The sequence below is a fragment of the Bradyrhizobium sp. CAR08 genome, assembly GCF_052871955.1.
This window is the reverse complement of sequence record NZ_JBIXJX010000002.1, coordinates 79,300-103,250: the sequence shown is the minus strand read 5'-3', so window position 1 is coordinate 103,250 and position 23,951 is coordinate 79,300. Positions and strand designations below refer to the sequence as shown.

At 62.8% G+C, this 23,951-nt stretch carries 24 protein-coding genes and 2 pseudogenes; 15 read left to right on the top strand and 11 right to left on the bottom strand.

Annotated elements, in window-relative coordinates; genetic code table 11:
* Window positions 1–74: 74 nt before the first annotated feature.
* The 3 genes from moaA (at window position 75) to ACIPUD_RS04115 (ending at window position 3,535) form a co-directional block, all read left to right on the top strand.
* A complete protein-coding gene (gene moaA / locus ACIPUD_RS04125) occupies window positions 75–1,100 on the top strand; it encodes a GTP 3',8-cyclase MoaA (protein ID WP_085352728.1) in 1,026 nt (341 codons plus the stop codon).
* Between the two features lie 170 nt (window positions 1,101–1,270).
* Window positions 1,271–1,852: a TRAP transporter small permease subunit gene (locus tag ACIPUD_RS04120; protein ID WP_018459380.1), complete on the top strand. Its 582-nt coding sequence runs from the start codon at window positions 1,271–1,273 to the stop codon at window positions 1,850–1,852.
* 27 nt (window positions 1,853–1,879) lie between these two features.
* Entirely contained in the window at window positions 1,880–3,535 is a 1,656-nt protein-coding gene (locus ACIPUD_RS04115; RefSeq protein WP_247406586.1) for a TRAP transporter large permease, read from the top strand.
* A gap of 78 nt (window positions 3,536–3,613) precedes the next feature.
* Here ACIPUD_RS04115 and ACIPUD_RS04110 read toward each other — a convergent pair whose 3' ends face one another.
* Window positions 3,614–4,702 carry a TRAP transporter substrate-binding protein gene (locus tag ACIPUD_RS04110; RefSeq protein WP_085352726.1) on the bottom strand — a complete coding sequence of 363 codons (1,089 nt, stop codon included), beginning with the start codon at window positions 4,700–4,702 and terminating at the stop codon, window positions 3,614–3,616.
* Between the two features lie 280 nt (window positions 4,703–4,982).
* Between ACIPUD_RS04110 and ACIPUD_RS04105 the strand changes: the two genes are divergently transcribed.
* The gene (locus ACIPUD_RS04105) at window positions 4,983–6,284 is read left to right on the top strand and encodes a M20/M25/M40 family metallo-hydrolase (protein ID WP_446480165.1); all 1,302 of its coding nucleotides are present in this window, start codon (window positions 4,983–4,985) and stop codon (window positions 6,282–6,284) included.
* A 69-nt stretch (window positions 6,285–6,353) separates the two neighbouring features.
* Here the strand turns inward: ACIPUD_RS04105 and ACIPUD_RS04100 are convergent, their stop codons facing one another.
* Both ACIPUD_RS04100 and ACIPUD_RS04095 read right to left on the bottom strand, forming a co-directional pair.
* The gene (locus tag ACIPUD_RS04100; protein ID WP_446480164.1) at window positions 6,354–7,763 is read right to left on the bottom strand and encodes a sensor histidine kinase; all 1,410 of its coding nucleotides are present in this window, start codon (window positions 7,761–7,763) and stop codon (window positions 6,354–6,356) included.
* Between the two features lies 1 nt (window position 7,764).
* Window positions 7,765–8,439, bottom strand: a complete 675-nt coding sequence (locus tag ACIPUD_RS04095) for a response regulator transcription factor (RefSeq protein ID WP_007592584.1) — start codon at window positions 8,437–8,439, stop codon at window positions 7,765–7,767.
* 306 nt (window positions 8,440–8,745) lie between these two features.
* On the opposite strand from ACIPUD_RS04095, the gene ACIPUD_RS04090 reads away from it, so the two are divergent.
* Window positions 8,746–9,792, top strand: a complete 1,047-nt coding sequence (locus ACIPUD_RS04090; RefSeq protein ID WP_204510888.1) for an alpha/beta fold hydrolase — start codon at window positions 8,746–8,748, stop codon at window positions 9,790–9,792.
* A gap of 206 nt (window positions 9,793–9,998) precedes the next feature.
* The gene (locus tag ACIPUD_RS04085) at window positions 9,999–11,000 is read left to right on the top strand and encodes a sensor histidine kinase (protein WP_085385591.1); all 1,002 of its coding nucleotides are present in this window, start codon (window positions 9,999–10,001) and stop codon (window positions 10,998–11,000) included.
* 57 nt (window positions 11,001–11,057) lie between these two features.
* Here the strand turns inward: ACIPUD_RS04085 and ACIPUD_RS04080 are convergent, their stop codons facing one another.
* The 4 genes from ACIPUD_RS04080 to ACIPUD_RS04065 form a co-directional block, all read right to left on the bottom strand.
* Window positions 11,058–11,504: a YunG family protein gene (locus ACIPUD_RS04080; protein ID WP_438286320.1), complete on the bottom strand. Its 447-nt coding sequence runs from the start codon at window positions 11,502–11,504 to the stop codon at window positions 11,058–11,060.
* A gap of 303 nt (window positions 11,505–11,807) precedes the next feature.
* Window positions 11,808–12,899 carry a TRAP transporter substrate-binding protein gene (locus ACIPUD_RS04075; RefSeq protein ID WP_018459388.1) on the bottom strand — a complete coding sequence of 364 codons (1,092 nt, stop codon included), beginning with the start codon at window positions 12,897–12,899 and terminating at the stop codon, window positions 11,808–11,810.
* Between the two features lie 218 nt (window positions 12,900–13,117).
* Window positions 13,118–14,260, bottom strand: coding sequence for an Mrp/NBP35 family ATP-binding protein (locus ACIPUD_RS04070; RefSeq protein ID WP_085352723.1), 1,143 nt, complete (start codon window positions 14,258–14,260; stop codon window positions 13,118–13,120).
* Between the two features lie 53 nt (window positions 14,261–14,313).
* The gene (locus ACIPUD_RS04065) at window positions 14,314–14,751 is read right to left on the bottom strand and encodes a VOC family protein (RefSeq protein WP_018459390.1); all 438 of its coding nucleotides are present in this window, start codon (window positions 14,749–14,751) and stop codon (window positions 14,314–14,316) included.
* Window positions 14,752–14,933: 182 nt separating this feature from the next.
* Between ACIPUD_RS04065 and ACIPUD_RS04060 the strand changes: the two genes are divergently transcribed.
* The 5 genes from ACIPUD_RS04060 (at window position 14,934) to ACIPUD_RS04040 (ending at window position 19,676) form a co-directional block, all read left to right on the top strand.
* Window positions 14,934–15,806 (top strand): NAD(P)-dependent oxidoreductase, encoded by an 873-nt coding sequence (locus ACIPUD_RS04060; RefSeq protein ID WP_026233796.1) that lies wholly within the window; start codon window positions 14,934–14,936, stop codon window positions 15,804–15,806.
* Between the two features lie 22 nt (window positions 15,807–15,828).
* On the top strand, window positions 15,829–17,106 hold the full coding sequence (nhaD, locus tag ACIPUD_RS04055; protein WP_018459392.1) for a sodium:proton antiporter NhaD: 1,278 nt from the start codon (window positions 15,829–15,831) through the stop codon (window positions 17,104–17,106).
* A 137-nt stretch (window positions 17,107–17,243) separates the two neighbouring features.
* Window positions 17,244–18,839, top strand: a complete 1,596-nt coding sequence (locus ACIPUD_RS04050; protein WP_018459393.1) for a sensor histidine kinase — start codon at window positions 17,244–17,246, stop codon at window positions 18,837–18,839.
* A gap of 44 nt (window positions 18,840–18,883) precedes the next feature.
* Entirely contained in the window at window positions 18,884–19,087 is a 204-nt protein-coding gene (locus ACIPUD_RS04045) for a DUF1289 domain-containing protein (RefSeq protein WP_085385590.1), read from the top strand.
* Between the two features lie 28 nt (window positions 19,088–19,115).
* On the top strand, window positions 19,116–19,676 hold the full coding sequence (locus ACIPUD_RS04040; protein ID WP_446480163.1) for a TIGR02281 family clan AA aspartic protease: 561 nt from the start codon (window positions 19,116–19,118) through the stop codon (window positions 19,674–19,676).
* A 33-nt stretch (window positions 19,677–19,709) separates the two neighbouring features.
* Here the strand turns inward: ACIPUD_RS04040 and dusA are convergent, their stop codons facing one another.
* From dusA to ACIPUD_RS04025, 3 genes and pseudogenes are all read right to left on the bottom strand, one after another.
* Complete coding sequence (gene dusA / locus ACIPUD_RS04035) at window positions 19,710–20,705, bottom strand: tRNA dihydrouridine(20/20a) synthase DusA (protein WP_085385586.1); 996 nt, start codon at window positions 20,703–20,705, stop codon at window positions 19,710–19,712.
* A 199-nt stretch (window positions 20,706–20,904) separates the two neighbouring features.
* A pseudogene (locus ACIPUD_RS04030) lies at window positions 20,905–20,994 on the bottom strand (DUF3606 domain-containing protein); the annotation flags it as partial.
* 59 nt (window positions 20,995–21,053) lie between these two features.
* The gene (locus ACIPUD_RS04025; RefSeq protein ID WP_018459397.1) at window positions 21,054–21,194 is read right to left on the bottom strand and encodes a hypothetical protein; all 141 of its coding nucleotides are present in this window, start codon (window positions 21,192–21,194) and stop codon (window positions 21,054–21,056) included.
* A gap of 172 nt (window positions 21,195–21,366) precedes the next feature.
* Here ACIPUD_RS04025 and ACIPUD_RS04020 point away from each other — a divergent pair, with 172 nt between their 5' ends.
* The 4 genes and pseudogenes from ACIPUD_RS04020 to ACIPUD_RS04005 form a co-directional block, all read left to right on the top strand.
* The gene (locus ACIPUD_RS04020) at window positions 21,367–21,825 is read left to right on the top strand and encodes a YidB family protein (RefSeq protein ID WP_026233798.1); all 459 of its coding nucleotides are present in this window, start codon (window positions 21,367–21,369) and stop codon (window positions 21,823–21,825) included.
* Window positions 21,826–21,849: 24 nt separating this feature from the next.
* Window positions 21,850–22,113 carry a GlsB/YeaQ/YmgE family stress response membrane protein gene (locus tag ACIPUD_RS04015; protein WP_018459399.1) on the top strand — a complete coding sequence of 88 codons (264 nt, stop codon included), beginning with the start codon at window positions 21,850–21,852 and terminating at the stop codon, window positions 22,111–22,113.
* A gap of 64 nt (window positions 22,114–22,177) precedes the next feature.
* Window positions 22,178–22,516 (top strand): hypothetical protein, encoded by a 339-nt coding sequence (locus tag ACIPUD_RS04010; RefSeq protein ID WP_085395844.1) that lies wholly within the window; start codon window positions 22,178–22,180, stop codon window positions 22,514–22,516.
* Between the two features lie 237 nt (window positions 22,517–22,753).
* A pseudogene (locus tag ACIPUD_RS04005) lies at window positions 22,754–22,927 on the top strand (ATP dependent DNA ligase); the annotation flags it as partial.
* A gap of 31 nt (window positions 22,928–22,958) precedes the next feature.
* Here ACIPUD_RS04005 and ACIPUD_RS04000 read toward each other — a convergent pair.
* Entirely contained in the window at window positions 22,959–23,783 is an 825-nt protein-coding gene (locus ACIPUD_RS04000; RefSeq protein WP_085395842.1) for a ribonuclease HII, read from the bottom strand.
* Window positions 23,784–23,951: the final 168 nt, after the last annotated feature.

Genomic DNA, 23,951 nt, shown 5'->3' with positions numbered 1-23,951 from the left:
CGATGCTTAGATTGCTTCCAGGACACCGCTGGAGCAAAACTGCTCGCGTTGCCGCAAGTGACAAGGCATTTGGTATGAACGGACTTTCCGCGAGCCCCCTGTCGAGCACGATGACCGATCCGTTCGGACGGACCATCTCGTATTTGCGCGTCTCCGTCACCGACCGCTGCGACCTGCGCTGCTTCTACTGCATGTCGGAAGACATGACGTTCCTGCCCAAGGCGGACCTGCTGACGCTGGAGGAACTCGATCGGCTCTGCTCGGCCTTCATTGCCAAGGGTGTGAAGAAGCTGCGGCTCACCGGCGGCGAACCGCTGGTCCGCCGTAACGTGATGACGCTGGTGCGCTCGCTGTCGCGGCATCTCAAGAGCGGCGCGCTGAGCGAGCTGACGCTGACCACCAACGGCACCCAGCTTGCGAAACATGCCAGCGAGCTCGCCGATTGCGGCGTCCGCCGCATCAACGTCTCGCTCGACACGCTCGACCCGCAAAAGTTTCGCGAGATCACCCGCTGGGGCGAGATCGACAAGGTGCTGGAAGGCGTCGAGGCGGCACGCGCCGCGGGCCTCGCGGTCAAGATCAACGCCGTGGCGCTGAAGAACCTCAACGAGGATGAACTTCCCGACCTGATGCGCTGGGCCCACGGCAAGGGCATGGGGCTGACGCTGATCGAGGTCATGCCGATGGGCGAGATCGGATCGGGACGAATCGACCAATATCTGCCGCTGTCGCTGGTGCGCGCGCGCCTTGCCCAGCAGTTCACGCTGACCGATCTGGCCGAGAGCACCGGGGGGCCGGCGCGCTATGTCAGCGTCGCCGAGACCGGCGGCAAGCTCGGCTTCATCACCCCGATGACCCATAATTTCTGCGAATCCTGCAATCGCGTGCGCGTCACTTGCACGGGAACGTTGCACACCTGCCTCGGCCACGAGGATGCCTCCGATTTGCGCAAACCTCTGCGTGCATCGGACGACGATTCGCTGCTTGCGGATGCGATCGACCGCGCCATTGGGCTGAAGCCCAAGGGCCACGATTTCATTATCGACCGCCGCCACGACCGCCCCAGCGTCTCCAGGCACATGAGCGTCACCGGCGGCTAACATCGGCTGGCCGGCCGCGGCTTATTCCCCTTAACTATCAACAAACTTCCGATTGACTGGCGGCACGCTCGCTGGTTTGGTGCGGCAGCCTCATGCCTGCGCGGCGAGACAAGCCAACGCGCCCACTCGGCGCAGTCAAGACGGCCGGGGCAAATCGGGGAGGACCAATCTTGCAAGCGCTCCTGAAGCTGAGCAATGGAATTGACGCGTTCACACGTTGGACGGGCAAGCGTCTGGCTTGGCTGATCCTGCTCGCCGTCGTCATCTCGGCGCTGAATGCGATCATCCGAAAGACATTGGACACGTCCTCCAACTCGTGGCTCGAGCTGCAATGGGTGCTTTTCAGCATCGTGTTCCTGCTATGCGCGTCCTGGACGCTGCTCGACAACGAGCACATCCGGATCGACATCTTCAATAGCATGATGCCGAAACGGGCTCGCAACATCATCGACATCATCGGGCACATCTTCTTCCTGATCCCGCTGACCGTTGTCATGATCGTGACCGGAATACCGTTCTTCCTGCGCTCGCTCCAGATCAACGAGCAATCCGGCAATGCGGGCGGCCTGCCACAATGGCCGGCAAAAGCGCTGATCATGATCGGCTTCGCCCTCCTGCTCGTTCAAGGCATCTCCGAGCTGATCAAGCGAATCGCGATCATGCGCGGCATGATCCCGGACCCACACGAGTCGCAGGTGTCCGCACTGGAGGCCGAGGTCGAGCACCTCGTCGAAGCGATCGAAAAGAAGTAGCCGTTGGCGACGGTTTAGGGGGAAGTCATGACCGCGTTTATTATCGCCAATCTGGCGCCCATCATGTTCGCGACGCTCGTGATCGTGCTGCTGCTCGGCTACCCGGCAGCATTTTCGCTCGGCGCCGTCGGCCTGTTCTTCGCCATCATCGGCGTTCAGCTCGGCCAATTCCACCCGGACTTTCTCCAGGCCCTGCCGGAGCGCGTCTACGGGGTCATGAACAACGACACGCTGCTCGCCATTCCCTTCTTCACCTTCATGGGATTGGTGCTCGAGCGCTCCGGCATGGCGGAGGATCTGCTCGACACCATCGGCCAGTTGTTCGGCACCATCCGCGGCGGCCTCGCCTACGCGGTGGTGTTCGTCGGCGCGCTGCTTGCGGCGACCACCGGCGTCGTGGCGGCCTCGGTGATCTCGATGGGCCTGATCTCGCTGCCGATCATGCTGCGCTACGGCTACGACCGCCGCGTGGCGACCGGCATCATCGCGGCCTCCGGCACGCTGGCGCAGATCATTCCGCCGTCGCTCGTCCTGATCGTGATGGCCGACCAGCTCGGCAAGTCGGTCGGCGACATGTACGAGGGCGCGTTCATTCCGGGCCTGGTGCTCGCCGGCCTCTATGCGGGTTACGCGTTCCTCGTGACCATGATTTTCCCGAAGGCGGCGCCTGGTCTTCCCAAGGAGGCGATCGGCTTCCGCGAGGAGAGCGGCGACCGCGGCCTCAAGTCGCTCGGCGTGCTGTTCCTGGCGAGCTGCGTCTTCGGCTGGTTCATGATGCGGAATTCGGAGACACACGGCGCCGACTTCGTCGTGCTCAGCATGTTCTTCGGCATCCTCTTCGCGTTCTTCGTCGCCGTCGCGAACTGGGTCCTCGACAAGCTGACGGGCTACCGCTTTCTCTCGAAGATGGCGCAACAGACCACCTTCGTCATGGTGCCGCCGCTATTCCTGATCTTCCTGGTGCTGGGCACGATCTTCATCGGTGTCGCGACGCCCACCGAAGGCGGTGCGATGGGTGCAGCCGGGGCCCTCATTCTCGGAGCCGCGAAGCGGCGGCTGACCTGGGACCTGATCCGTCAGGCTACCGAATCGACGGCGAAGCTGTCCGCGTTCGTCGTCTTCATCCTGGTCGGGGCACGCGTGTTCTCGCTCACCTTCTACGGCGTCAGCGGCCACGTCTGGGTCGAGCACCTGCTGACCTCCCTGCCCGGCGGCCAGATCGGCTTCCTGATCTTCGTCAACGCCTTCGTCTTCGTGCTGGCGTTCTTCCTCGACTTCTTCGAACTCGCCTTCATCGTGATCCCGCTGCTCGGGCCGGCTGCCGAGCATCTCGGCATCGACCTGATCTGGTTCGGCGTCATCCTGGGCGTCAACATGCAGACGTCGTTCATGCATCCGCCGTTCGGATTTGCGCTGTTCTATTTGCGCTCGGTCGCGCCGAAGGAACGTTATACCGATCGCGTCACCGGCAAACGCATGGAGCCGGTCACGACGGGACAGATCTATTGGGGTGCGGTGCCGTTCGTCGTCATCCAGATGATCATGGTGCTGCTCGTGATCATGTTCCCGTCGATGGTGATGCACTACAAGGGCGTGCAGTCCACCGTCGATCCCAACAGCATCAAGATCGATATTCCCCAGATCGATCTGCCGCCGCTCGACTTCGGCCAGCCGAAGCAATAGCGCCCGGCCCGCCTGCAAAAAAGAACCCGGAGCGAAAGCTCCGGGTTTTTTCGTTTGGGCCGATCGTGCGCTCTGCGATCAGCTCTGCGAGTTGCGCGCCATGAAGTTGTCATAGCCGACTTCGGCGACCTGGAACCACTGATATCCGTTGTTCGAGAACGCGGTCAGCGATTCGTAGACCTTCTTGAAGTCCGCGTTGGTAGCCGAGACTTCGGTGTGCAGCTCCTTTGCCGCCTTGAAGCAGGCTTGCATGACCTCGGGCGAGAACGGATGCAGCTTGGCGCCGGCTGCGAGCAGGCGCCGCAACGCCGGTGGATTGGACTGGTCATACTTCGCCATCATCCAGTTGTTGGCGTAGTGCCCCGCCTGCTCGAGGATGCTCTGATAGTGCTTCGGCAGCGCGTTCCACTTGTCCTGGTTGACGAAGGCCAGAAGCATCGGCCCGCCTTCCCACCAGCCCGGGAAGTAATAATGCGGCGCGACTTTCACGAAGCCGAGCTTCTCGTCGTCATAGGGCCCGACCCATTCCGCGGCGTCGATGGTGCCCTTCTCCAGCGCCGGATAAATGTCGCCGCCGGCGATCTGCTGCGGCACCGCGCCGAGCTTGGCCATCACCTTGCCGGCGAAGCCGCCGATGCGGAATTTCAACCCGCTGAAGTCCTGAGGCGTCTTGACCTCCTTGCGGAACCAGCCACCCATCTGACAGCCAGTGTTGCCGGCAAGCAGCGAGACGACGTTGTACTTCTTGTAGAACTCGTTGAGAATCTCCCTGCCGCCGCCCAGCATGTACCAGGCCTGGTTGATGCGCATGTTCGGTCCGAACGGCACGGCCGAGCCGAAGGTGAAGGTCGGGTCCTTGCCGAAATAATAATAAGACGCGGTGTGGCCGATTTCGCAGGTGCCGTTCTGCACGGCATCGAGCACCTGAAGGCCCGGCACGATCTCGCCGCCGGCAAATGTCTGAATCTGGAATTTGTTGTCGGTCGCTTCCGCGACCATCTTGGCCATCATCTCGGCGCCGCCATAGAGCGTGTCGAGCGATTTCGGCCAGCTCGTCGGCATGCGCCATTTGATCTCGGGCGTCGTCTGCGCGATCGCTGGAGCGGCGAGCGTGGCGACACCCGCCGCACCAAGCCCGGTGACCTTGATGAAATCTCGTCTTTTCATGATGTCCTACCCTGATGGATTGTGACGATGGGCCTTCTTGCCGAGGCTTGGAGGCCAGCATGGAACATGTGTCGTCCGATTTCCATCCCTCACGATGTGAGGGACGAAAATGCCCAGCTCCCGCGCCATCCGGTTCTACGACTTTAGGCTTAGACGGCCCGCGGCCCTGGCCGTTCCCATCACGCCCGCCTCGGCCGGGCATGACGGGCGCGCCGGGCACGTGACAAGCGCCGGAAACACGGGCATACCGCGCCATTCCCCCAACCTAAGGCCGCCACGCATGTCGCGATCCTACCCTGCTCCATCGCTCGTTGGTTCGTTGATCGCGTCGCTCTGGCTGGGATGTGCGGCAATGCCGGCGCATGCTGAGCTGAGCGCGAATGTCATGGCCGACGTCCATGCGTTGGCGCAAAAAGAGCAGCAGCCGCTGCTCGACACGCTGCGCGATCTCGTCAGCATCGAATCCGGCAGCAAGGATGTCGAAGGTCTGAACCAGATCGCCCAGCGCGTTGCCGGCCAGCTCAAGCAGCTCGGCGGCACGGTGGAGATCCTCGAACCCACCGACGTCTATCGCCTCGACGACACACCCGAGAAGATCGGCCCGGCCGTACACGCCGTATTCAAGGGCACCGGCAGCAAGAAGATCATGCTGATCGCCCACATGGACACCGTGTACCTGAAGGGCATGCTGAAGGATCAACCGTTCCGCATTGACGGCGACAAGGCCTACGGCCTCGGCATTGCCGACGACAAGCAGGGCGTCGCGCTCATTCTTCATACCGTGGCGTTGCTGCAGAAGCTGAGCTTCCGGGACTACGGCACGCTCACGGTGCTCACCAATGGCGACGAGGAGATCTCCTCACCGGGCTGGCGCAGCACCATCACCAGGTTCGCTGCGGATCAGGATGTGGTGTTCTCCTTTGAAGGCGGCGGTACCGACGGCACGCTGCGGCTGGCCACCAGCGGCATCGGCTCGGCCTATCTCACGGTGCAGGGCAAGTCGTCACATGCAGGCTCACGGCCCGAGGGCGGCGTCAACGCGCTGTACGAACTCTCCCACCAGCTGCTGCAGATGAAGGACCTGTCCAAACCAGAGCACGGCCTGAAACTGAACTGGACGGTCTCCAAGGCCGGCACCAACCGCAACGTGATCCCCGCGGAGGCCACGGCCCAGGCCGACGCACGTGCACTTAAGGTCACCGATTTCGACGAGCTCGAGAAGACACTGCAGGAGAAGATCAAGAATCACCTGCTGCCCGAGTCCAAGGTCGAGCTGAAATTCGAGGTGCGCCGTCCGCCGCTGGAGGCCAACGACGCCTCACGTCGAGTCGCGGCCCACGGCAAGACGATCTATGAGGAGATCGGACTGCCTCTCAAAGTCGACGAGAAGGCGACCGGCGGCGGCACCGACGCGGCGTTTGCCGCACTCAAGACCACCGGAGCCGTGGTGGAAGGCATGGGCCTGTCGGGGTTCGGCGCGCATTCCAACGATGCCGAATATGTGCAACTCAACAGCATCGTGCCGCGGCTTTATCTGACCACACGCATGATCATGGATCTGTCCACCGGCAAGCTGAAATAGCCCGATCTTCCTTCTCTCCTCACGTCCGCCGAAGCCTTGGCAAAGGCGGATGTGGGAGAAAGTGGCGCGTCAGCGCCGCGCCGCGTTCAAATCAACGTCGCCCGACTTCTCTGCCAGCCTGAACCGCAGCGTGAACTGCGCGCCGCCGCCCGGAAGATTCTCCACCGCAACCGTCGCCGCGTGATCATCCGCCACGCCGCGCACGATCGACAGCCCGAGGCCGGCGCCGTCGCTGCGCTGGCGGTCGGCGCGCCAGAAGCGGTGGAAGATCAATTCGCGCTCGGCTTCCGCGATTCCCGGCCCGCAATCGCGCACGCGCACCGCGCCATCCTCGCTCACATCGACATCGACCGACGTGTCCATTGCCGTGAACTTGATGGCGTTTTCGGCGAGATTGAAGATCGCGCGCTGGAGCATCACCGAATTGCCGTGGATCAGCACCGGCGCCTCGGTGCCCCTCAGCGCGATATCCTTGTGCTGTGCGATCGCGAGCGGCGCGATCGAACCGACCACCTCGGCGCAGACCGCGCGCAAATCCGCGGTCTCGCCGGGATCGAGCACCAGCGTGTCGAGCTCGGCGATCTCCAGTAGCTGCGCGACGATGCGGCTCATGCCCTCGATGTCCGCATGCAGCGCATGCCGTGCGGCGCCATCGCCGAGCGTCTCGATCCGCGTGCGCAGGATCGCGAGCGGCGTGCGCAATTGATGCGCGGCGTCGGCGGTGAACTGCCGCTGCACCCGAAAGCCGTCCTCGAGGCGGTCGAGCGCCTGGTTGACGGCGGTGACGAGCGGCATGATCTCGCGCGGAATCTGCTCCGTCGGCAGGCGGATGTCCGTGCGCGCTGGGCCGATATTGCTCGCCTCCTCGGAGGCCTTCCATAGCGGCGCAACAGCGCGGCGAAAGATGATGATGTCGATGCCGAGCAGGACCAGCAGGATCGGAATGGTGATCCATCCGACCCGCCGGAAGAAGTTCGATACGATGTCGTCGATGATGACGTCGCGGTGCGCGAGGTCCTCCGCGACGCGAATGCGTATCACCTTGCCGCCGATGGTGCGGGTGACTCCGGCCCCGGAAATCGTTTCGGAGAGCGGCGGTGGCGCGGCCGCCGCAGTGCCGGTCTTGCGCCGCGACGAAAACAGCAGATTCCCCCCGGCATCGCGAATGTCGTACTGGTAGCGGCCATAGGCTTCTGAATAAAGGCCCTTGAGACTGTCCGGCAGGTTGAACGTCAGCAGCCCGTCGGGCTGGGCGACGATGCGCTCGGCCAACACCTCGGCCTGCGCGCGCATGGCATCGCGATGCAGCTGGTCGATCTCTGAATTGAGCAGCCAGAACAGCACCAGCGGCAGGAAGATCGCGACCACCGCGACCGCCACGATGTGCAGGAACACGATGCGCCAGATCAGCGATTTGAACGTCGGCGACCTCCCATGGATCCCGGCGCGGAATCCGGCGTGAGATCCGATCCGGGCCACGCTATTTCTCCTCGGCCATGAGATAGCCGACGCCACGGATGGTGTGGATCACGACCTTGGCGCCATGCTCGGCGAGCTGCTTGCGCAGCCGCGAGACGTAGACCTCGACCGCGTTAGAGGCGACCTCGCCATCGAGGCCGAAGATGTGGTCCTCGACGTTCTTCTTCGGTACCACCCGCCCCTGCCGGCGCAGCAGGATCTCGAGCACCGAGGTCTCGCGCGCGGAGATGATGCGCGGCTGGTCGTCGACGAAGATCTGGCGGCTCTCGGTGTCATAGACGAGGTTGGCGAGGCGCAGCGAGCGGCCAAGCAACTGGCCCGGACGGCGCAGGATCGCCTCCAGTCGCGCCACCAGCTCCTCCATCGCGAACGGTTTTGCGAGATAGTCGTCGGCGCCGCTGCGCAGGCCGCTGACACGATCTTGCAAGCCGCCGCGCGCGGTCAGCACCAGCACCGGCAACGGCTCCATCTGCCGGCGAAGCTCACGCAGCACCGACAGGCCATCGCCGTCGGGTAGTCCGAGGTCGAGGATCATCGCGGCATAGCTGACGCTGCTGACCGCCTCGCGCGCTTCGGCAGCGCTGCCGACGATGTCGCTCTCATAGCCGGCCGCCGACAGCCCGCCGGCAACGAGCCGCGACAGCTCGGCATTGTCCTCGACGATCAGAAGGCGCATCGCATTTTCCCGCGGGATGTTCCGGTGTCACCGCACGGCTTCCGCCGCATCTTCGCTGTCTTCCATCATCCGGGGCATCTCGGCCAGCGAAAAAGCACCCGGCGGGCCGGCCGCTCCCTTCCGTCAGGTTCCTGTAAGCCAGTCCGGGCACGAGCGGATGAGGTCGCGGATGGCCCGGAAATTTACCTCCTTGGGCCCCGCCGCCGTCGGCCCTGCCGAGGAACGAACACCCCCGCGAACCGTTCAACTCAGCTGCAACATTTCTCATTTGATGGGGCGTCGTGCAGACCACCTAAGGTAATGCACATGCGCCTTGCACGACGAACACGTTCCAGCTCCCTTCTATCCGATTGCTTGGGCGCCATCACGCGACATCCAGGCGCCGCCGCGTTTGCTGCCGCAGGTACCCTCGTTGCGGCTACCGCAATCATAAACCGGCGGCTCGCGAACAAAGCGCAACGCGATAATCCTCCGCAGGGTCGGTTCATCGACGTCGAGGGGGTTCGCCTGCACTATTTGGAACGCGGCAGAGGCAAGCCGCTAGTCTTGTTTCACGGCAATGGCAGCATGGTCCAGGATTTCGTCTCGAGTGGATTGATCGATCTCGCAGCCGAGAACTACAGGGTCATAGTGTTCGATCGTCCCGGTTTTGGGCATAGCTCGCGGCCAAGGCACGTCGTCTGGACTCCGGATGCCCAGGCGGACCTGTTCAAGAAGGCCCTCGATCAGTTGGGCGTCTCTCAAGCGATTGTCCTTGGCCATTCATGGGGAGCGTCGGTTGCGGTTGCGCTGGCGACAAGACATCCTTCGTTCGTGCAGGCTCTCGTATTGGCCTCGGGCTATTATTTCCCGACTCCCCGCGCGGACAGCGCGGCGTCGGTGCTGTCCGCCCTACCGGTGGTCGGGGACGTCATCAGCTCCACGATTTCGCCGCTAGCCGGTCGGATGATGTGGCCCGCGATGTTGCGCAAGCTGTTTGGCCCCCGGCCGGTCCCGAACAAGTTCGCCGGCTTTCCGAAAGAAATGGCGTTGCGCCCATCACAGATGCGGGCCACAGCGGCCGAAGCGACGATGTTGATCTCCGCCGCATTCTCAGGTTCGAAGACTTATGCAGAACTCAAGATGCCGACGATCATTATCGCGGGCCAGAACGATCGTCTGATCGATATCAAGCAGTCGGTCAGGCTGCATGGCGAGGTCAAGCAGAGCAAATTGCACCGGATCGACGGAGCGGGACACATGATTCATCATTCCGCAACCGCTGATGTGATGGCGGCCATCGACGAAGCTGCTGCCGAGGCCGTGTTGACCCATGGACGGGAAGGCCCAGGCGTTTCGCGAAGCAACGCGTAATCGCTCACGAACAACGCCGCTGATCGCCGTCGGCGAACCTCACGGCTCGTTTGCGGAGGATCGCTTCTGAGCCAACTCGGGCGCGGGACCACACTTCAACCCGCCCTCTCGGTCGAACGGAGACCTTTTCGACCGGGTATGGTATCTGTCGATCGCCCGTTGGCCGAGGTGCCGATTGGTCAGATAAAGCGGGAAAACGAAGCACAATGGTTCCTAGCCAGGTGACGATGCCCTTGTGGCACGAAAAGCACCTCCGGGCTGCCACTCGCGCCGCCGGTGTCGCTCTATGGTCCTGGAACGTTGATACCGACGCCATCACCATGGATGAACCCGCGTACGACCTTTGGGAGGTGCCCAAGGGCGAGCAGAAAATTACGTTCGAGATACTGTCCAAGAACATCCACCCCGCCGATCTTGAGAGGGTGAGATCGGCATTTGCCGCTACTCGCGCAGTCGTAGGCTCTTACGAGATAGATTTTCGTATTCTGACCGGCAGCGATATCCGTTGGATTTCCGCGCGGGGCCAGGGCGACGATGCCGACATCGCGGATCGAACGATGTTCGGTATTTTCCTGGACGTCACCCAACGCAAGCAAGCCGAGGAAGCCAACGAGCTCCTGGCGGGCGAGATGAGCCACCGGCTGAAAAACCTTCTCACCGTCGCAACGGCGCTGACGCAAATGAGCTCACGCTCGGCAGCATCAAAAGAGGATATGGCCCAGGAGCTGACCAGTCGCCTGATGGCTCTTGGACGTGCTCAGGACCTTGTGCGCCCGGTACCGGGACGAAATAGAGAAGGGACGCTTCTCGGAGACCTCATCTCTGTTCTGCTTGCGCCGTACGATGAGGAAGGAGCCAGCGTTCGTATTCGTGTCTCGGTCCCCAAGATGAACGTGGGAGAGGCTTCCAGCACAGCACTCGCCTTGGTGATGCATGAACTGGCAACCAACTCTGCGAAATACGGTGCGCTGTCCCTTTCAAGTGGCACCCTGGACGTATCGTGCAACGCTCACGAGGACGAGGTCGTGGTCAAGTGGACGGAGCGGGGTGGTCCCCCCGTTGTCGCTCCAACAAAGCTCGAAGGCTTTGGAAGCCAGTTGGTGCACCGAAGTATGGCCGCCCAGCTTGGCGGGACTATAACTTTTGACTGGTCGGAAGAGGGTGTGGTGGTCATCCTGCGCATGAGCAAAGACCGTCTTGCGAATTGATGTTGAGCTGATTTCCCGCGCCCACTCCTGTCACCCGTCTGCGATTGGCCCTTGGCTTTACTTCGTACGACGCTCCTGAAAAGCCTCTCTGAGTTCGGCCAGTTCATCGCTTGTCGCTCCCAATTCCACATCGGCACGGCTTGCAGGTAAATCCCTGTAAGCAATCGGCTGATCGAACTGGCTGGCCGTAAAGTCGTACCGCCGACCACCGATGCGATTGTAAAAATGGTCGCCGGCCGGCAGCGGCGTCCTCAGCAACTCGCCGCCGAAGAGCTCGTGGATCAGCAGCGAGGTGACGTTGCATTGCCCCGCCGCCGGATTGCTCGCCGTCCATTGACTGGCGGTTGCCAACGACCAGGCCTTGCGCAGCGCGCTTTGAACCTCATCGGGATCGAAGCTCATCATCAACCCCAGGCCAGCCGCCGAGGCGCTCATTTCGGATTTTGCGATAATGCCTTTATGCCACTGTTTTGCCCGACGAGTCAAACGATCTCGCTGAAGCACGCGCGCCTGCCCGCTTTGACGCCCAAAAATACGAAGTTGCCCTCGACCGCGCGATGCTCGGGCGTGCCTGCCAATTAGCCCATCGCATCAAGCTGTTGGCTACACTCGCAACGCCTTGTCCTCTCACCCCTCGTCTACTGTGCATGGGGTTGTTTTTCAGATTTTTTGTTGGAGGCCCCGCCCGTCCCCCGGCGACACCGCCGCTCGCCGATATCCGCTCGCCTATTCCGATCGCGTCGCCCCAAAGAAAAGCCCGGCCTCGCGAACGAGACCGGGCGTGTCGTCTTGCGACTTGCTCGAAGATCAGCCGCGGGTGCGCGAGCGGATCATGAAGCTGTCGTAGGTGTATTCGGCGACCTGCCACCACAGATATTCGTCGGAGCGGTAGGCCTGCATGGCGTCGATCGACTTCTTGAAGTCGGGATTCTTGGCCGAGATCTCGCCCCACAATTCGTTGGTCGCCTTGAGGCAGGCTTCCAGAACCTCATTGGTGAACGGGCGAAGCTGCGTTCCGCCGGCGACCAGACGCTTCAGCGCGCCGGGGTTCACCATGTCGTAGCGCGCGGCCATCCAGGTGTTGGTGTTGACGGTCGCGTTGGTGAGGATCGCCTGATAGTTCTTCGGCAGCTCGTTCCACTTGTCGATGTTGGCGAAGGCGTGAACGGTCGGACCGCCTTCCCAGAAGCCCGGGTAGTAGTAGTACTTGGCGACCTTGGCGAAGCCGAGCTTCTCGTCATCGTAGGGACCGACCCATTCGGCCGCGTCGATGGTGCCCTTCTCGAGCGACGGATAGATGTCGCCGCCGGCGAGCTGCTGCGGCACCACGCCGACCTTCTGAAGCACCTGGCCGGCAATGCCGCCGATGCGCATCTTCAGGCCCGACAGGTCGGCAACGGTCTTGATCTCCTTGCGGAACCAGCCGCCCATCTGGGTGCCGGTGTTGCCGCAGGGGAAGCCCACCACGTTCGTCTTCTTGAAGAACTCGTTGGCGAGCTCGTTGCCGCCGCCTTGGTACAGCCAGGAATTCTGCTGGCGTGCATTCAGGCCGAAAGGCACCGACGCGAAAATCGCGAAGGTCGGGTCTTTGCCGACGTAATAATACGACACCGTGTGGCACATCTCGACGGTGCCCTTCTGGGTCGCATCCAGCGCCTGCAGGCCCGGGACGATTTCACCCGCCTGGAAGACCTGGATCTGAAACTTGTTGTCGGTCATCTCGGCGACGTACTTCGCCATCTGCTCGGCACCGCCATAGATGGTGTCGAGCGACTTCGGGAAGCTCGACGTCAGGCGCCACTTGATCTCGGGCGAGGACTGCGCGATCGCCGGCGAGGCCACCGCGGCGGTCGCCGCCGCGCCGGCTGCCGACACTTTCAGGAAATCACGACGCTTCATCTTCAGTCTCTCCTTGTTGGGGCGTTTCCCCTAACTTCCTCTTTGCTGCCGCTCATTCCGGCGACGCGTTCTTGGGCCGCGTCGAACCGAAGGGGCTTGACTGCCGTGGGCCTTTAACACGGAAGCCCTGCTTTCGAAACGCGACATTGGCATGACAGGGCTCTACGAAAGTCGCATGTCCCCAAGGTATTGGTTTCAAGGGATCGGCTTGGATCCGCTTAGGCCGCGGCGATGACGCCCTTGAGCTGGTCCCGCACCTGTCCCGCAATGGCGCGGTAGATCGCCGCATGGGGACCATCCGGCTCGCTGTCCACTACGGGCGTGCCCGCATCCGAGGTGGCGCGAATCGCCATGTGCAGGGGGATCTCGCCCAGGAATGGTACCCCGAGCTTCTCGGCCTCGTGGCGCGCGCCGCCATGGCCGAAAATGTCGGATTTCGTGCCGCATTGCGGGCACTGGAAATAGCTCATGTTCTCGACGATGCCCAGCACGGGCACGTTGACCTTCTTGAACATCGCAAGCCCCCGCCTTGCGTCGATCAGCGACAGGTCCTGCGGGGTCGAGACGATCACGGCGCCCTTCAAAGGGACGTTCTGCGCCAGCGTGAGCTGGGCATCGCCGGTGCCTGGCGGCATGTCGACGACGAGCACATCGAGCTGGCCCCATACGACGTCGCGCAGCATCTGCGTCACTGCCGACATCACCATCGGCCCGCGCCAGATCATCGCGGTCTCTTCCTCCACCAGGAAGCCGATCGACATGATGGCCAGGCCAAAGCGCTTGAGCGGAATCATCTTGCGCTCGTCGTTCAGCTCCGGCTTCTCATGCAGGCCCGTCAGCCGCGGCACCGATGGGCCGTAGATGTCGGCATCGAGCAGCCCGACCTTGAGGCCGAGATCGCGCAGACCGAGTGCCAGGTTGAGCGCGGTGGTGGATTTGCCGACACCGCCCTTGCCCGAGGCGACCGCGATCACGGCCGCGACGCCCGGAATCTCGGACTGCCGCGCCATCGGCGATTGGGCGCCGCCCTGCGGCGGCGGCTTGTGGGCGTGGACGGGCTGCACGCCCGGCGTGCCGCGGCTGGGAGTTGGCGGCGGTGGCGGCGCCGCGCCGGCCTTCCGCTCGGCGGTCAGCGCCACCATGACGGTGGTGACGCCGGGAATGGCGCGCACCGCGGCCTCGGCCTCGGCCCGGACGGATTCCCAGGCTCGCGCTTCGGCGGCTTCGACATTGATCGAGAAGAACACCTTGCCGTCGGCCGCGCTGATCGCGCTCAGCACATTGGCATTGGTGAGCGCGACCCCGCGGGGCGACTTGATCCTGGCGAGGCTGTCGAGAACCTGTTGCTGCGTCACGCTCAAAGCGCATCTCCTAGAATTCAAGATGCCCCATTAGAGCGGAAACGCCCAAAAGGCTACTGCCTGCCGATATCGTCAGCCATCTCGGCGGGCGCGGCCCCCTGCTCCAGGGCCGCCTCGTAGTTGAGCTCGATCATGACCCCGTTGGGGTCGTGGACGAAGATCTGCCAGAGCTCACCGCCGGGCACTTGGCGGGAGTCGAACTTCATCCCCTTTGAGGCCAGCCGCTGCTTCATGCCGTCAAACCCGCGGCTGGCGAAGGCGACGTGGTGGACAACGCCGGAATCCGGCTTTTGTGGCTCGGCAGTCGGAGAAATATCGACGAGGTGCACCACCGGCTTTCCCTCGCTGTACATCCAGGCGCCGGGGAAGGCGAAATTCGGCCGGGCGCCTTTTTCCAGGCCCAGCACGTCCTCGTAGAAGCGGACGGTTTCGGCCAGATTCCGGGTCCGGACATTGAAATGATCGAGCACGCCCACGCTTACGCCGCCCATGCCTTCGCTCCCTTTTTTTGAAGTCCTTAGGTCCACCATCCTAACACAGGCGGGGGCCAAACGAACCCGTTGCCCTCCGGCCTCAAGGGTTTATGGTGCGCCCGATCTGCCGCAATGGCGGAACCGGACGGCCCTCGCCCGGCAAGAACCGTAAAACCCAAACTACGGACAAGGTACTACAGATGGCTAAAGTCGCTTTCCTCGGTCTCGGCGTGATGGGCTTCCCCATGGCCGGACACCTCGTGAAAAAAGGGGGCCATGAGGTCACCGTCTATAACCGCACCGCGGCCAAGGCGAAGGAGTGGGCGGACAAGTTCGGCGGCAAGACCGCGGCGACCCCGAAGGCCGCGGCCGAGGGCCAGGATTTCGTGATGTGCTGCGTCGGCAACGATAACGATCTGCGCGCGGTCACGATCGGTGCCGACGGCGCGTTCGCCGGCATGAAGAAGGGTGCAACCTTCGTCGACCACACCACCGCTTCCGCCGAGGTCGCGCGTGAGCTCGATGCGGCCGCGACCAAGGCCGGCTTCAAGTTCATCGACGCACCCGTGTCCGGCGGCCAGGCCGGCGCCGAGAACGGCGTGCTGACGGTGATGTGCGGCGGCGCGCAGGACGCCTATGCCGGCGCCGAGCCGATCATCACAGGCGCCTATGCGCGGATGTGCAAATTGCTGGGGCCCGCCGGCTCCGGCCAGCTGACCAAAATGGTCAACCAGATCTGCATCGCCGGCCTCGTCCAGGGCCTCTCCGAGGGTATTCACTTCGCCAAGAAAAGTGGCCTTGACGTCGCCGCCGTGATCGAAACCATCTCCAAGGGCGCCGCGCAGTCCTGGCAGATGGAGAACCGCTACAAGACCATGAACGAGGACAAATACGATTTCGGCTTCGCGGTCGAATGGATGCGCAAGGATCTCTCGATCTCGCTGGCCGAAGCCCGTCGCAATGGCGCCAATCTGCCGGTGACCGCGCTCGTCGACCAGTTCTACGCCGAGGTCGAGAAGATGGGCGGCAAGCGCTGGGATACATCGAGCCTGCTCGCGCGCCTGAATCGCTGACACCTCACGAAGTGATCCTGCCTTGCTGACCGCACTCGCCGCAATCTTCATCCTCGCCTATGCGGCGATCGCGCTCGAGCATCCTATCGGGGTGAACAAGAGCGCGTCTGCGCTACTCGGCGCGGGCGTGCTCTGGACAATCTACGCGCTCGCGACCGGCGACCACACGCTGGTCGGCCGTCAGCTTGACGAGTCCGTCGCTGCCACCGCGCAGATCGTGTTCTTCCTGGTTGGCGCGATGACCATCGTCGAGGTCATCGACGCCCATGACGGTTTCGAGGTCATCACCTCCCGCATCAGCACGACCAGCCAGGTCCGTCTGATATGGCTGATTGGCTTCGTTACCTTCTTCCTCAGTGCAATCCTCGACAATCTGACCACCACCATCGTCATGGTCTCGCTGATCCAGCGGCTGATCGCCAAGCGCGACGACCGCTTGCTGTTCGCCTCCCTCATCGTCATCGCCGCAAATGCCGGCGGCGCATGGACCGTGATCGGCGACGTCACCACGACCATGCTGTGGATCGGCGGACAGATTTCGCCCCTGAAAATCATGAGCGCGGTGTTCCTGCCCTCCTTGCTCAACCTGCTGGTGCCGCTCGCATTCATCAGCTTTTCACTCAAGGGCAAGACCATCGCACCACCGCCGAAAGAGGACGGATTGCAGGGCGTCGATCCGTTCGAGCGGAACGTGATGTTCTATCTCGGACTCGGCGTACTGATCGCGGTGCCCGCCTTCAAGACGGTCACGCACCTGCCGCCCTTCATGGGCGTCCTGCTCGGGCTTGGCATCGTGTGGTTGGTCGGCGAGATCGTTCATCGCAAAAAGGATGAGCATGTCCGCGGTCCCCTCACGCTTGCGAATGCGCTGACGCGGATCGACATGGGCTCGATCGTATTCTTCCTCGGCATCTTGCTCGCGGTCGCCTGCCTCGAACATGCCGGCCTGCTCTCCATGGTGGCCAAATGGCTGGACACCGCGATCGGCCGACAGGACATCATCGTGATCGTGCTCGGCCTGCTCAGTGCTGTCATCGACAACGTGCCGCTGGTCGCCGCGACGATGGGCATGTACGACCTCGCGCATTATCCACCCGACAGCTTCATCTGGGAGTTCATCGCCTATTGCGCCGGAACCGGCGGCTCGATCCTGATCATCGGCTCGGCCGCAGGCGTCGCCGCCATGGGGCTCGAGCGCATCGAGTTCCTCTGGTACGCCCGCCGCATCGCCGTTCCCGCGCTCGCCGGCTATCTGGCGGGCGCCGTGGTGTACATCGCGCAGCACGCGGCGCTGCATTGAGCGGCTCACGCCGGATCCAAAATTAACGCCGGGTTAACGTAATTCTTTAGCTCCTTAAGTCACCTCTTAAGGATTTCTTGCCAGAGATAGACAATGCAGAAGGCCCGTCCCGCGCGGGCAGGAATTGTTGTTGTGCGATGAGTAAACCCGCTGAAAAGCCCGAGGTTGTGCAGCTTCCGGCCGAGCCGGTGAGCGTGCCGTCGGCGAGCCATCGCCGGGCTGCGGCACAGCGGGTGCGCGAGGCGCGCGATAAGTTAACGTCGACCAGTGGAACCCGGCCGGCTTTCGATGCCGAAATGCTGCGCCAGTACGCCCAGACGCGGCTGTCGGCCTCCTATGTCGTGATGCTGCTTGTGGTCGCGACAGGCGTGCTGTTTGGGCTGTGGATGCAGCCGATCCCGGCCGCGGCCTGGACCGCCGGCATGCTTTGCATTCATGCCGCAATGATCCGCAGCTGCCACCGCTTCCTGGCCGAGCCCGCCTCGCCCGCGGCAACGCGCGCATGGCAGACGCGTTTCGTCGTGCTCGACCTGCTCTATGGCCTTTGCTGGATGGCGATCCTGATCCATCCCGTGCTCGACATGATCACGGAAACGCTGATGATGTTCCTGATGCTGCTGGTGATCGCAGTATCAAGCATGCTGGCCGCCAATCTGCCGATCGCCGCCCTCGCCGCCACCGCACCGGTCGCGGTCGCGATGGCGCTGAGCTTCGTGATGACTGGCTCGCTGGATAATTACATCCTGGCCGCGCTCGCCGTCGCCGCCGAAGGCTATTTCGTGTTGCTGGCTCACCGCCTGCACTCTTCGACCTTCGCCACGCTCGAGGCGCGGGCCGAGAAGGACGCGCTGATCGGCGAGCTCGAACAAGCCAAGGCGATCTCGGACGAAGCGCGCCACCGCGCCGAATCCGCCAATGTGGCCAAGTCGCGCTTTCTGGCGCAGATGAGCCACGAACTGCGGACGCCGCTCAATGCAATCCTCGGCTTCTCGGAAGTGATGAAGAGCGAGATTTTCGGCGCGCATGCCGTGCCGGTCTACAAGGAGTACTCGGCCGACATCCACAATTCCGGCGTCCACCTGCTCAACCTCATCAACGAGATCCTCGATCTGTCGCGGATCGAGGCTGGCCGCTACGAGCTCAACGAGGAAGCGGTCTCGCTGGTCGGCATCGTCGCCGACTGCCATCATTTGATGAAGCTGCGCGCCTCGAGCCGTGGCATCACCATCCACGAGGTGTTCGAGCAGGCGATGCCGCGGCTGTGGGCCGACGAGCGCGCGATCCGCCAGGTCGTGCTCAATCTGCTCTCCAACTCGATCAAGTTCACTCCGCAGGGCGGCGAGATCTGGCTCAAGGCCGGCTGGACGGCCTCAGGCGGACAATATCTCTCGGTAAAGGACACCGGCTCCGGGATTCCCGAGGACGAGATCCCGGTCGTGCTCGCATCGTTCGGCCAAGGTTCCAATTCGATCAAGTCGGCCGAACAGGGCGCCGGTCTCGGCCTGCCGATCGCCAAGAATCTGGTCGACCTGCATGGCGGTACGTTCACGCTGAAATCGAAGCTGCGCATCGGCACCGAAGTGATCGTCACCTTCCCGCCCGAGCGCGTGATGAGCGCGCTGGCGCCGATGTCGGATGATTCTCCGCCGCTCCAACCCGAGAGTTCCGCGGTAGCGGACGAGAAGCGCCGGCCCCGCCGCAAGCCGATCATGAGCGCAGGTACGGGCTCGTAACGAGGTGCTTGCAGACATGCCCGACCATCCGCCACTATGCCCCAATGAGCAAAGAAACGCCTTGCGTGGCCGTCTGCATGATCGATCCCAAGACCAGGCTGTGCTTCGGCTGCGGACGCACATTGCCGGAGATCGCGCGCTGGCACGCCATGGAGAGCGCGGAACGCCTCACGGTCATGGCGCTGTTGCCGGCGCGCATGAATCAGGCTGGACTTCCGCCCATCGCGGGATCGCCGAAACACACCTGATCGGTCGGCGCGCATCTGGAGATGCGCAATGATCCGGTCCCTGCTCGTTCTCATCATGCTCGCCTGCACGGCCGGTGCCGTCGTCGCCTATGGCGATTCCGACCAGATCGCGCGCGCGAGCAGCAAGGTCTCGCATATCTTTCGCACGCAGACCGCAGCGCCCGCGCCCGCGCCCGCCGTGCAGATTCCGCGCGGCCAGGGCGGCGAATTCGCGCTGCGCGCGAAGATCAACGGCGTGGCCGCACCGATGGTCATTGACACCGGCGCGACCTCGGTGGTGCTGACCTGGGAAACCGCGAAGGCGATCGGGCTGCCGCTCGAGATGCTCGAATACGACGTCGATCTCGAAACCGCGGGCGGTCACACCAAGGCGGCCCGCCTCACGATCGACCGCCTCTCCGTCGGTCACCTCGTCGAGAAATCGGTGCCAGCCCTCGTCGTGCAGCGCGGGCAGATGAAGACCAATCTGCTCGGCATGAGCTTCCTCGATCGCCTGGAGAGCTGGGGCGTGCGCGCCGACAGGCTGATGCTCACGGGTTATCCGGAGCTCCAGACCAGTCGCCGCCGCTCGCGCCTGGCAGTCGACTAGACTCTTGCAATCCGGCTCGTCATGCGATTACGGCTAGGCCGCCGCCTCCGCCGGTGCGTGCGCACCGACACGCGCAATCGCTTCGCGTAGCACCTCGAGGCCAGCGCCCGGCTTCACCCCCTGCTCGGCAAGATGCCGGCGGAAGGCGCGCGCGCCGGGGACGGCGTGGAATGCGCCGACGAAATGCCGCGTCATAGAGTGCAGCCTCGTGCCGCGCGCGAGTTGCTGTTCGATGTAGGGCACCATCCCTTCGAGCGCATCCTGCATCGAGGCATGCGGCGCCGCCTCGCCGAAAATGTCGGTATCGACCGAGAGCAGCCGCCACGGCTCCTGATAGGCGGCTCGTCCAAGCATCGCGCCGTCAACGTGATCGAGATGTGCCCTTGCCTCGTCGACACCGGGGATGCCGCCGTTGATGATGACAGGCACATCCGGCATCGCGCGCTTGAGGCGATAGACGCGATCATAGTCGAGCGGCGGGATGTCGCGATTCTCCTTCGGTGACAAACCGCTGAGCCATGCTTTCCGGGCATGTACGATCAGCGCATCGCAGCCGGAGTCAACGACTGCGTGCGCAAGGTTGTCGAGCGCGACTTCGGGATCCTGGTCGTCGATCCCGATGCGGCACTTCACGGTCACGGGCACGGCCACCGCACCCTTCATCGCCTCGACGCACCTCGCCACGAGATCAGGCTCTGCCATCAGGCAAGCGCCGAAACGGCCGTCCTTCACGCGGTCGGAGGGGCAGCCGACGTTGAGGTTGATTTCGTCATAACCGAACTCCTCGCCGATCCGCGCCACCAGCGCCAGCTCGCGTGGATCCGACCCGCCGAGCTGAAGCGCGACCGGGTGCTCGACCAGGTCGAACCCAAGCAGCCGCTTCCGGTCACCATGAATGATGGCGCCAGTGGTCAGCATCTCCGTATAGAGCAGCGCCCGCCTCGTCAGGTGACGGTGGAACACCCGGCAATGCCGGTCGGTCCAATCCATCATGGGCGCCACGGAAAAGCGATATTCTTGATATTCCAAGTAGTTATCCTATCCTTACAATGGACTAGAGCAGGAACAAGTGCACACGTGTGCACTCCAAACTAGCCAAAATTGCACACGTTTGTACCGCGTTTGATCTCCCGGTGCACACTAGCGCACATGAAATCCGGGTGGAGCGCACACGCGGTGCCGACCTTTAAGAAGCTCAAGTCGGGCAGCTGGCGCGTTCAAGTCAGGAGGAATCGTATCGCACTTCGTAGTGCTGGCCGTTAGCCACGCGGGCGCGATCTTGTTTGCGTCCCCGTGCGGTCTTCTTCTTCGCTGCCATCTGCTCCTCCGCCCGCGAAACTCATCGCGGTGCGACGCTTCAAGGAATCGCGAGTTCCTTCAAAGAAGCTGTTGCGAGCGCGAGGCCGAACGAACGCGAGCGACGCAGCATCGCGGCTCCAACTTGGTGGGCTTTTCCATTTTCAGTTCCTCGACCGCCTGCACGAAGGCTTCGTCGCGCCGCATGAGCAAAGCGGCCATTTGGCGCACGTCGCGCGAGCTGGTTTGCTCCGGACTTTCGCCCGGAGCCCGCTCCCGTTTTCTTGCAGATGCTTCTCTAGATCCTCCTTTCCAAAACCCACGGCTCGGGAAAACTTGGAACTTCTCAGCCCAGCGTAGGTTGGTTGCCGATCGTTGAACTCAGGAGCCGAAAATGAGCCGCGGAATGCCATCGATGACCGCCCTCTTGGGTATGCTCGCAATCGCGGGGTATCAAAATCGGGACAAGCTGGCGGACATGTTTCGCAATGCGACCTCCGGCCAGCCGGCGGGTGCCAAGGATTCCCTGAGCGGCATGCTCGGCAGCCTTGGCGGCCTAGCGGGCACCGGAGGCGTGGGTTCGCTGCTGAACGGCGGGATCGGCGAATTGCTCGAGCACTTCAGGCAGAACGGGCAAGGCGATGTGGCTCAATCCTGGATCAATCAGGGGCCGAACCGCGAAGTCACCCCGCCCGAACTCCAGCAGGCTATCGGTCCGGACGTCCTTCAAAAACTGGAGCAGCAGACCGGCTTGTCGCAGCAGGAGATTCTCGACCGTTTGTCCCGAGAGCTTCCGACTGCCGTGGACAAATACACGCCTGATGGACGTCTTCCGGCTTCATCGGCGGGATAACACCACAGCGATCGAGGGAGAGACATGAGCATCATCTGGACGATCATCATCGGTTTCATCGCAGGCGTCATCGCGAAGTTCATCATGCCCGGCGACAACGAGCCCTCGGGTTTCATCCTGACCACCATCCTGGGAATAGTGGGCGCGTTCGTAGCGACCTATCTTGGCCAATCTCTCGGCTGGTACCGGCCAGGAGAAGGCGCAGGACTAGTGGGGGCAGTGGTAGGCGCCATCATCGTGCTTTTCGTCTACGGTTTTGTAGCCGGTCGCAGCCGTCGGGCGATCTAACCACAGTGAACGGAATTCTGCGCGTAAGCGGAGAATTCGCCCGGTGTGAAAGGCGATCGGCAAGATGAAATGGATGCTCGTTGTCCTGGTAGGAGGCATGACCCCGGTCAACACCGACCTGGTTTTCGACAAGTTCGCCGATTGCCTTGCCGCCGAGGAGCAGATGCGAAAGCACTATACGGACGCTTTCGAGGCCTGGGACCGATGGGCCGCGGCCAATATCGAGCGACGACGCGAATACTCAAAGGTCCGCGACCTCCAGGCCAAACGCCTGCTCAGCAACATCGGTACGTGCGTCCCTCATGCGGGTGGCGACCCCGCGGCGCTTCAGCAGCAGAGCACTCCGACACCTCCTCAAACTCCTCAAGCCGGACCTATGCCTCAGCCAAGTCCGAAAACGTGACGTCTGAACGTTTCGAACAGGCGCAGCCGCAAACGAATGTTGCAGCTGCGCATTCATCGCCCCTGCCTTCATTGTTCTCGCCCGCGCTGACCTTTGGCCTGCTGACGATTATAGGTGCACGCCTAAATGTCGCCCTGACGGACCTGCGGGCAGAGATGTCGGCCGAACTATAGCGCAAGCACCGGCTCAAGGCCCTCCTGCCGCGCCACAAGCTGATCGCGTTCAGCAAGCACCGCAGCCAAAGTAAAGGATGAGCGGGTCACGACCTGGGTGCATCCTTCGTAGGTCGCGGAAGTGAAATTAGCGGAGTGGACCAGCACGGGCGAGCTGCGCCAGCCGGTCTATCTCGGCCTGAGGTCGGACAAATTGGCCGAGGACGTCGTTCGCGAAAAGAAATGGCCGCGAAAATAGTACGCCGAGACGAAACGTGGACCCCAGGAGTTCAACCAGCGGTGCGCTCGGATGCCGAAGGCCACGGCGGCAGGGGCGGCAGTCCGAGGGCCTTGCGTACAGGTCCGAACGACCTCCGGTGAGCTGCGCATGCACCAAGCCTGGCGAGCGCCTCATAATGAGCCGGCACCGGGTAGCCCTTGTGATCCGCGAACCCGTAGCCGGGGTGACGCACGTCGAGCGTCCGCATGACCATATCGCGCTCGACTTTCGCGAGGATGGAGGCGGCCGCAATGCTGGCGGACTTGGCGTCACCTTTAATGATGGACTGCTGAGGGATCTCGATTTCCTTCAACCGCTTCGCGTCGATCAGCAAGTGCTGCGGCGCCAACCCTAGGCCCCGGACCGCACGCTGCATCGCCTGGATGCCTGCCCAATAGATGTTGATCGCGTCGATCTCCTCGACCTCGACGAATGCTACACACCAACTCTCTGCCTTCTCCTTGATTTCCCTCGCGAGTTCTTCGCGAGCGGCGGCATCGAGTTTTTTCGAGTCGTCGATTCCGATTATCCGCGTGCCGGGCTTCAGGATCACGGCGCCAGCAGAGACTGGCCCGGCGAGAGGGCTCATTCCCGCCTCGTCCACGCCTGCCACGGCATGATGGCCGCTTTCCCAGAGAGAGGTCTCGAAGCGGAGCATCTTTCGCAGGCGCTGCCCCTCGGACCTATTTTCGGAGCGCCGTTTATCGATTGAGGCCAGGATGGCACGGGCTCCCGCGCGGGCGTCGGCCCGCAAGATCTGCTCGATGCTGGCTTCGAGCGGTCTTTTCTCGACGACATAGCGCCGACGCAATACATCGAGTGAATACTGGGACATGGCGGCCTTCCTGAAGATTGACTGTGGGAAGCGTGTCGGTGAAATTTGTGGCGATTGTCTGAAGCTAGACCATGCCGTCATCGACTGCGCAGCGCCTTGTCGAAAGAACCGGACCGGCTCTCCATCTGAGGTCCCGCTATTCTGGAGGGCCACTGATCCACACCTCGC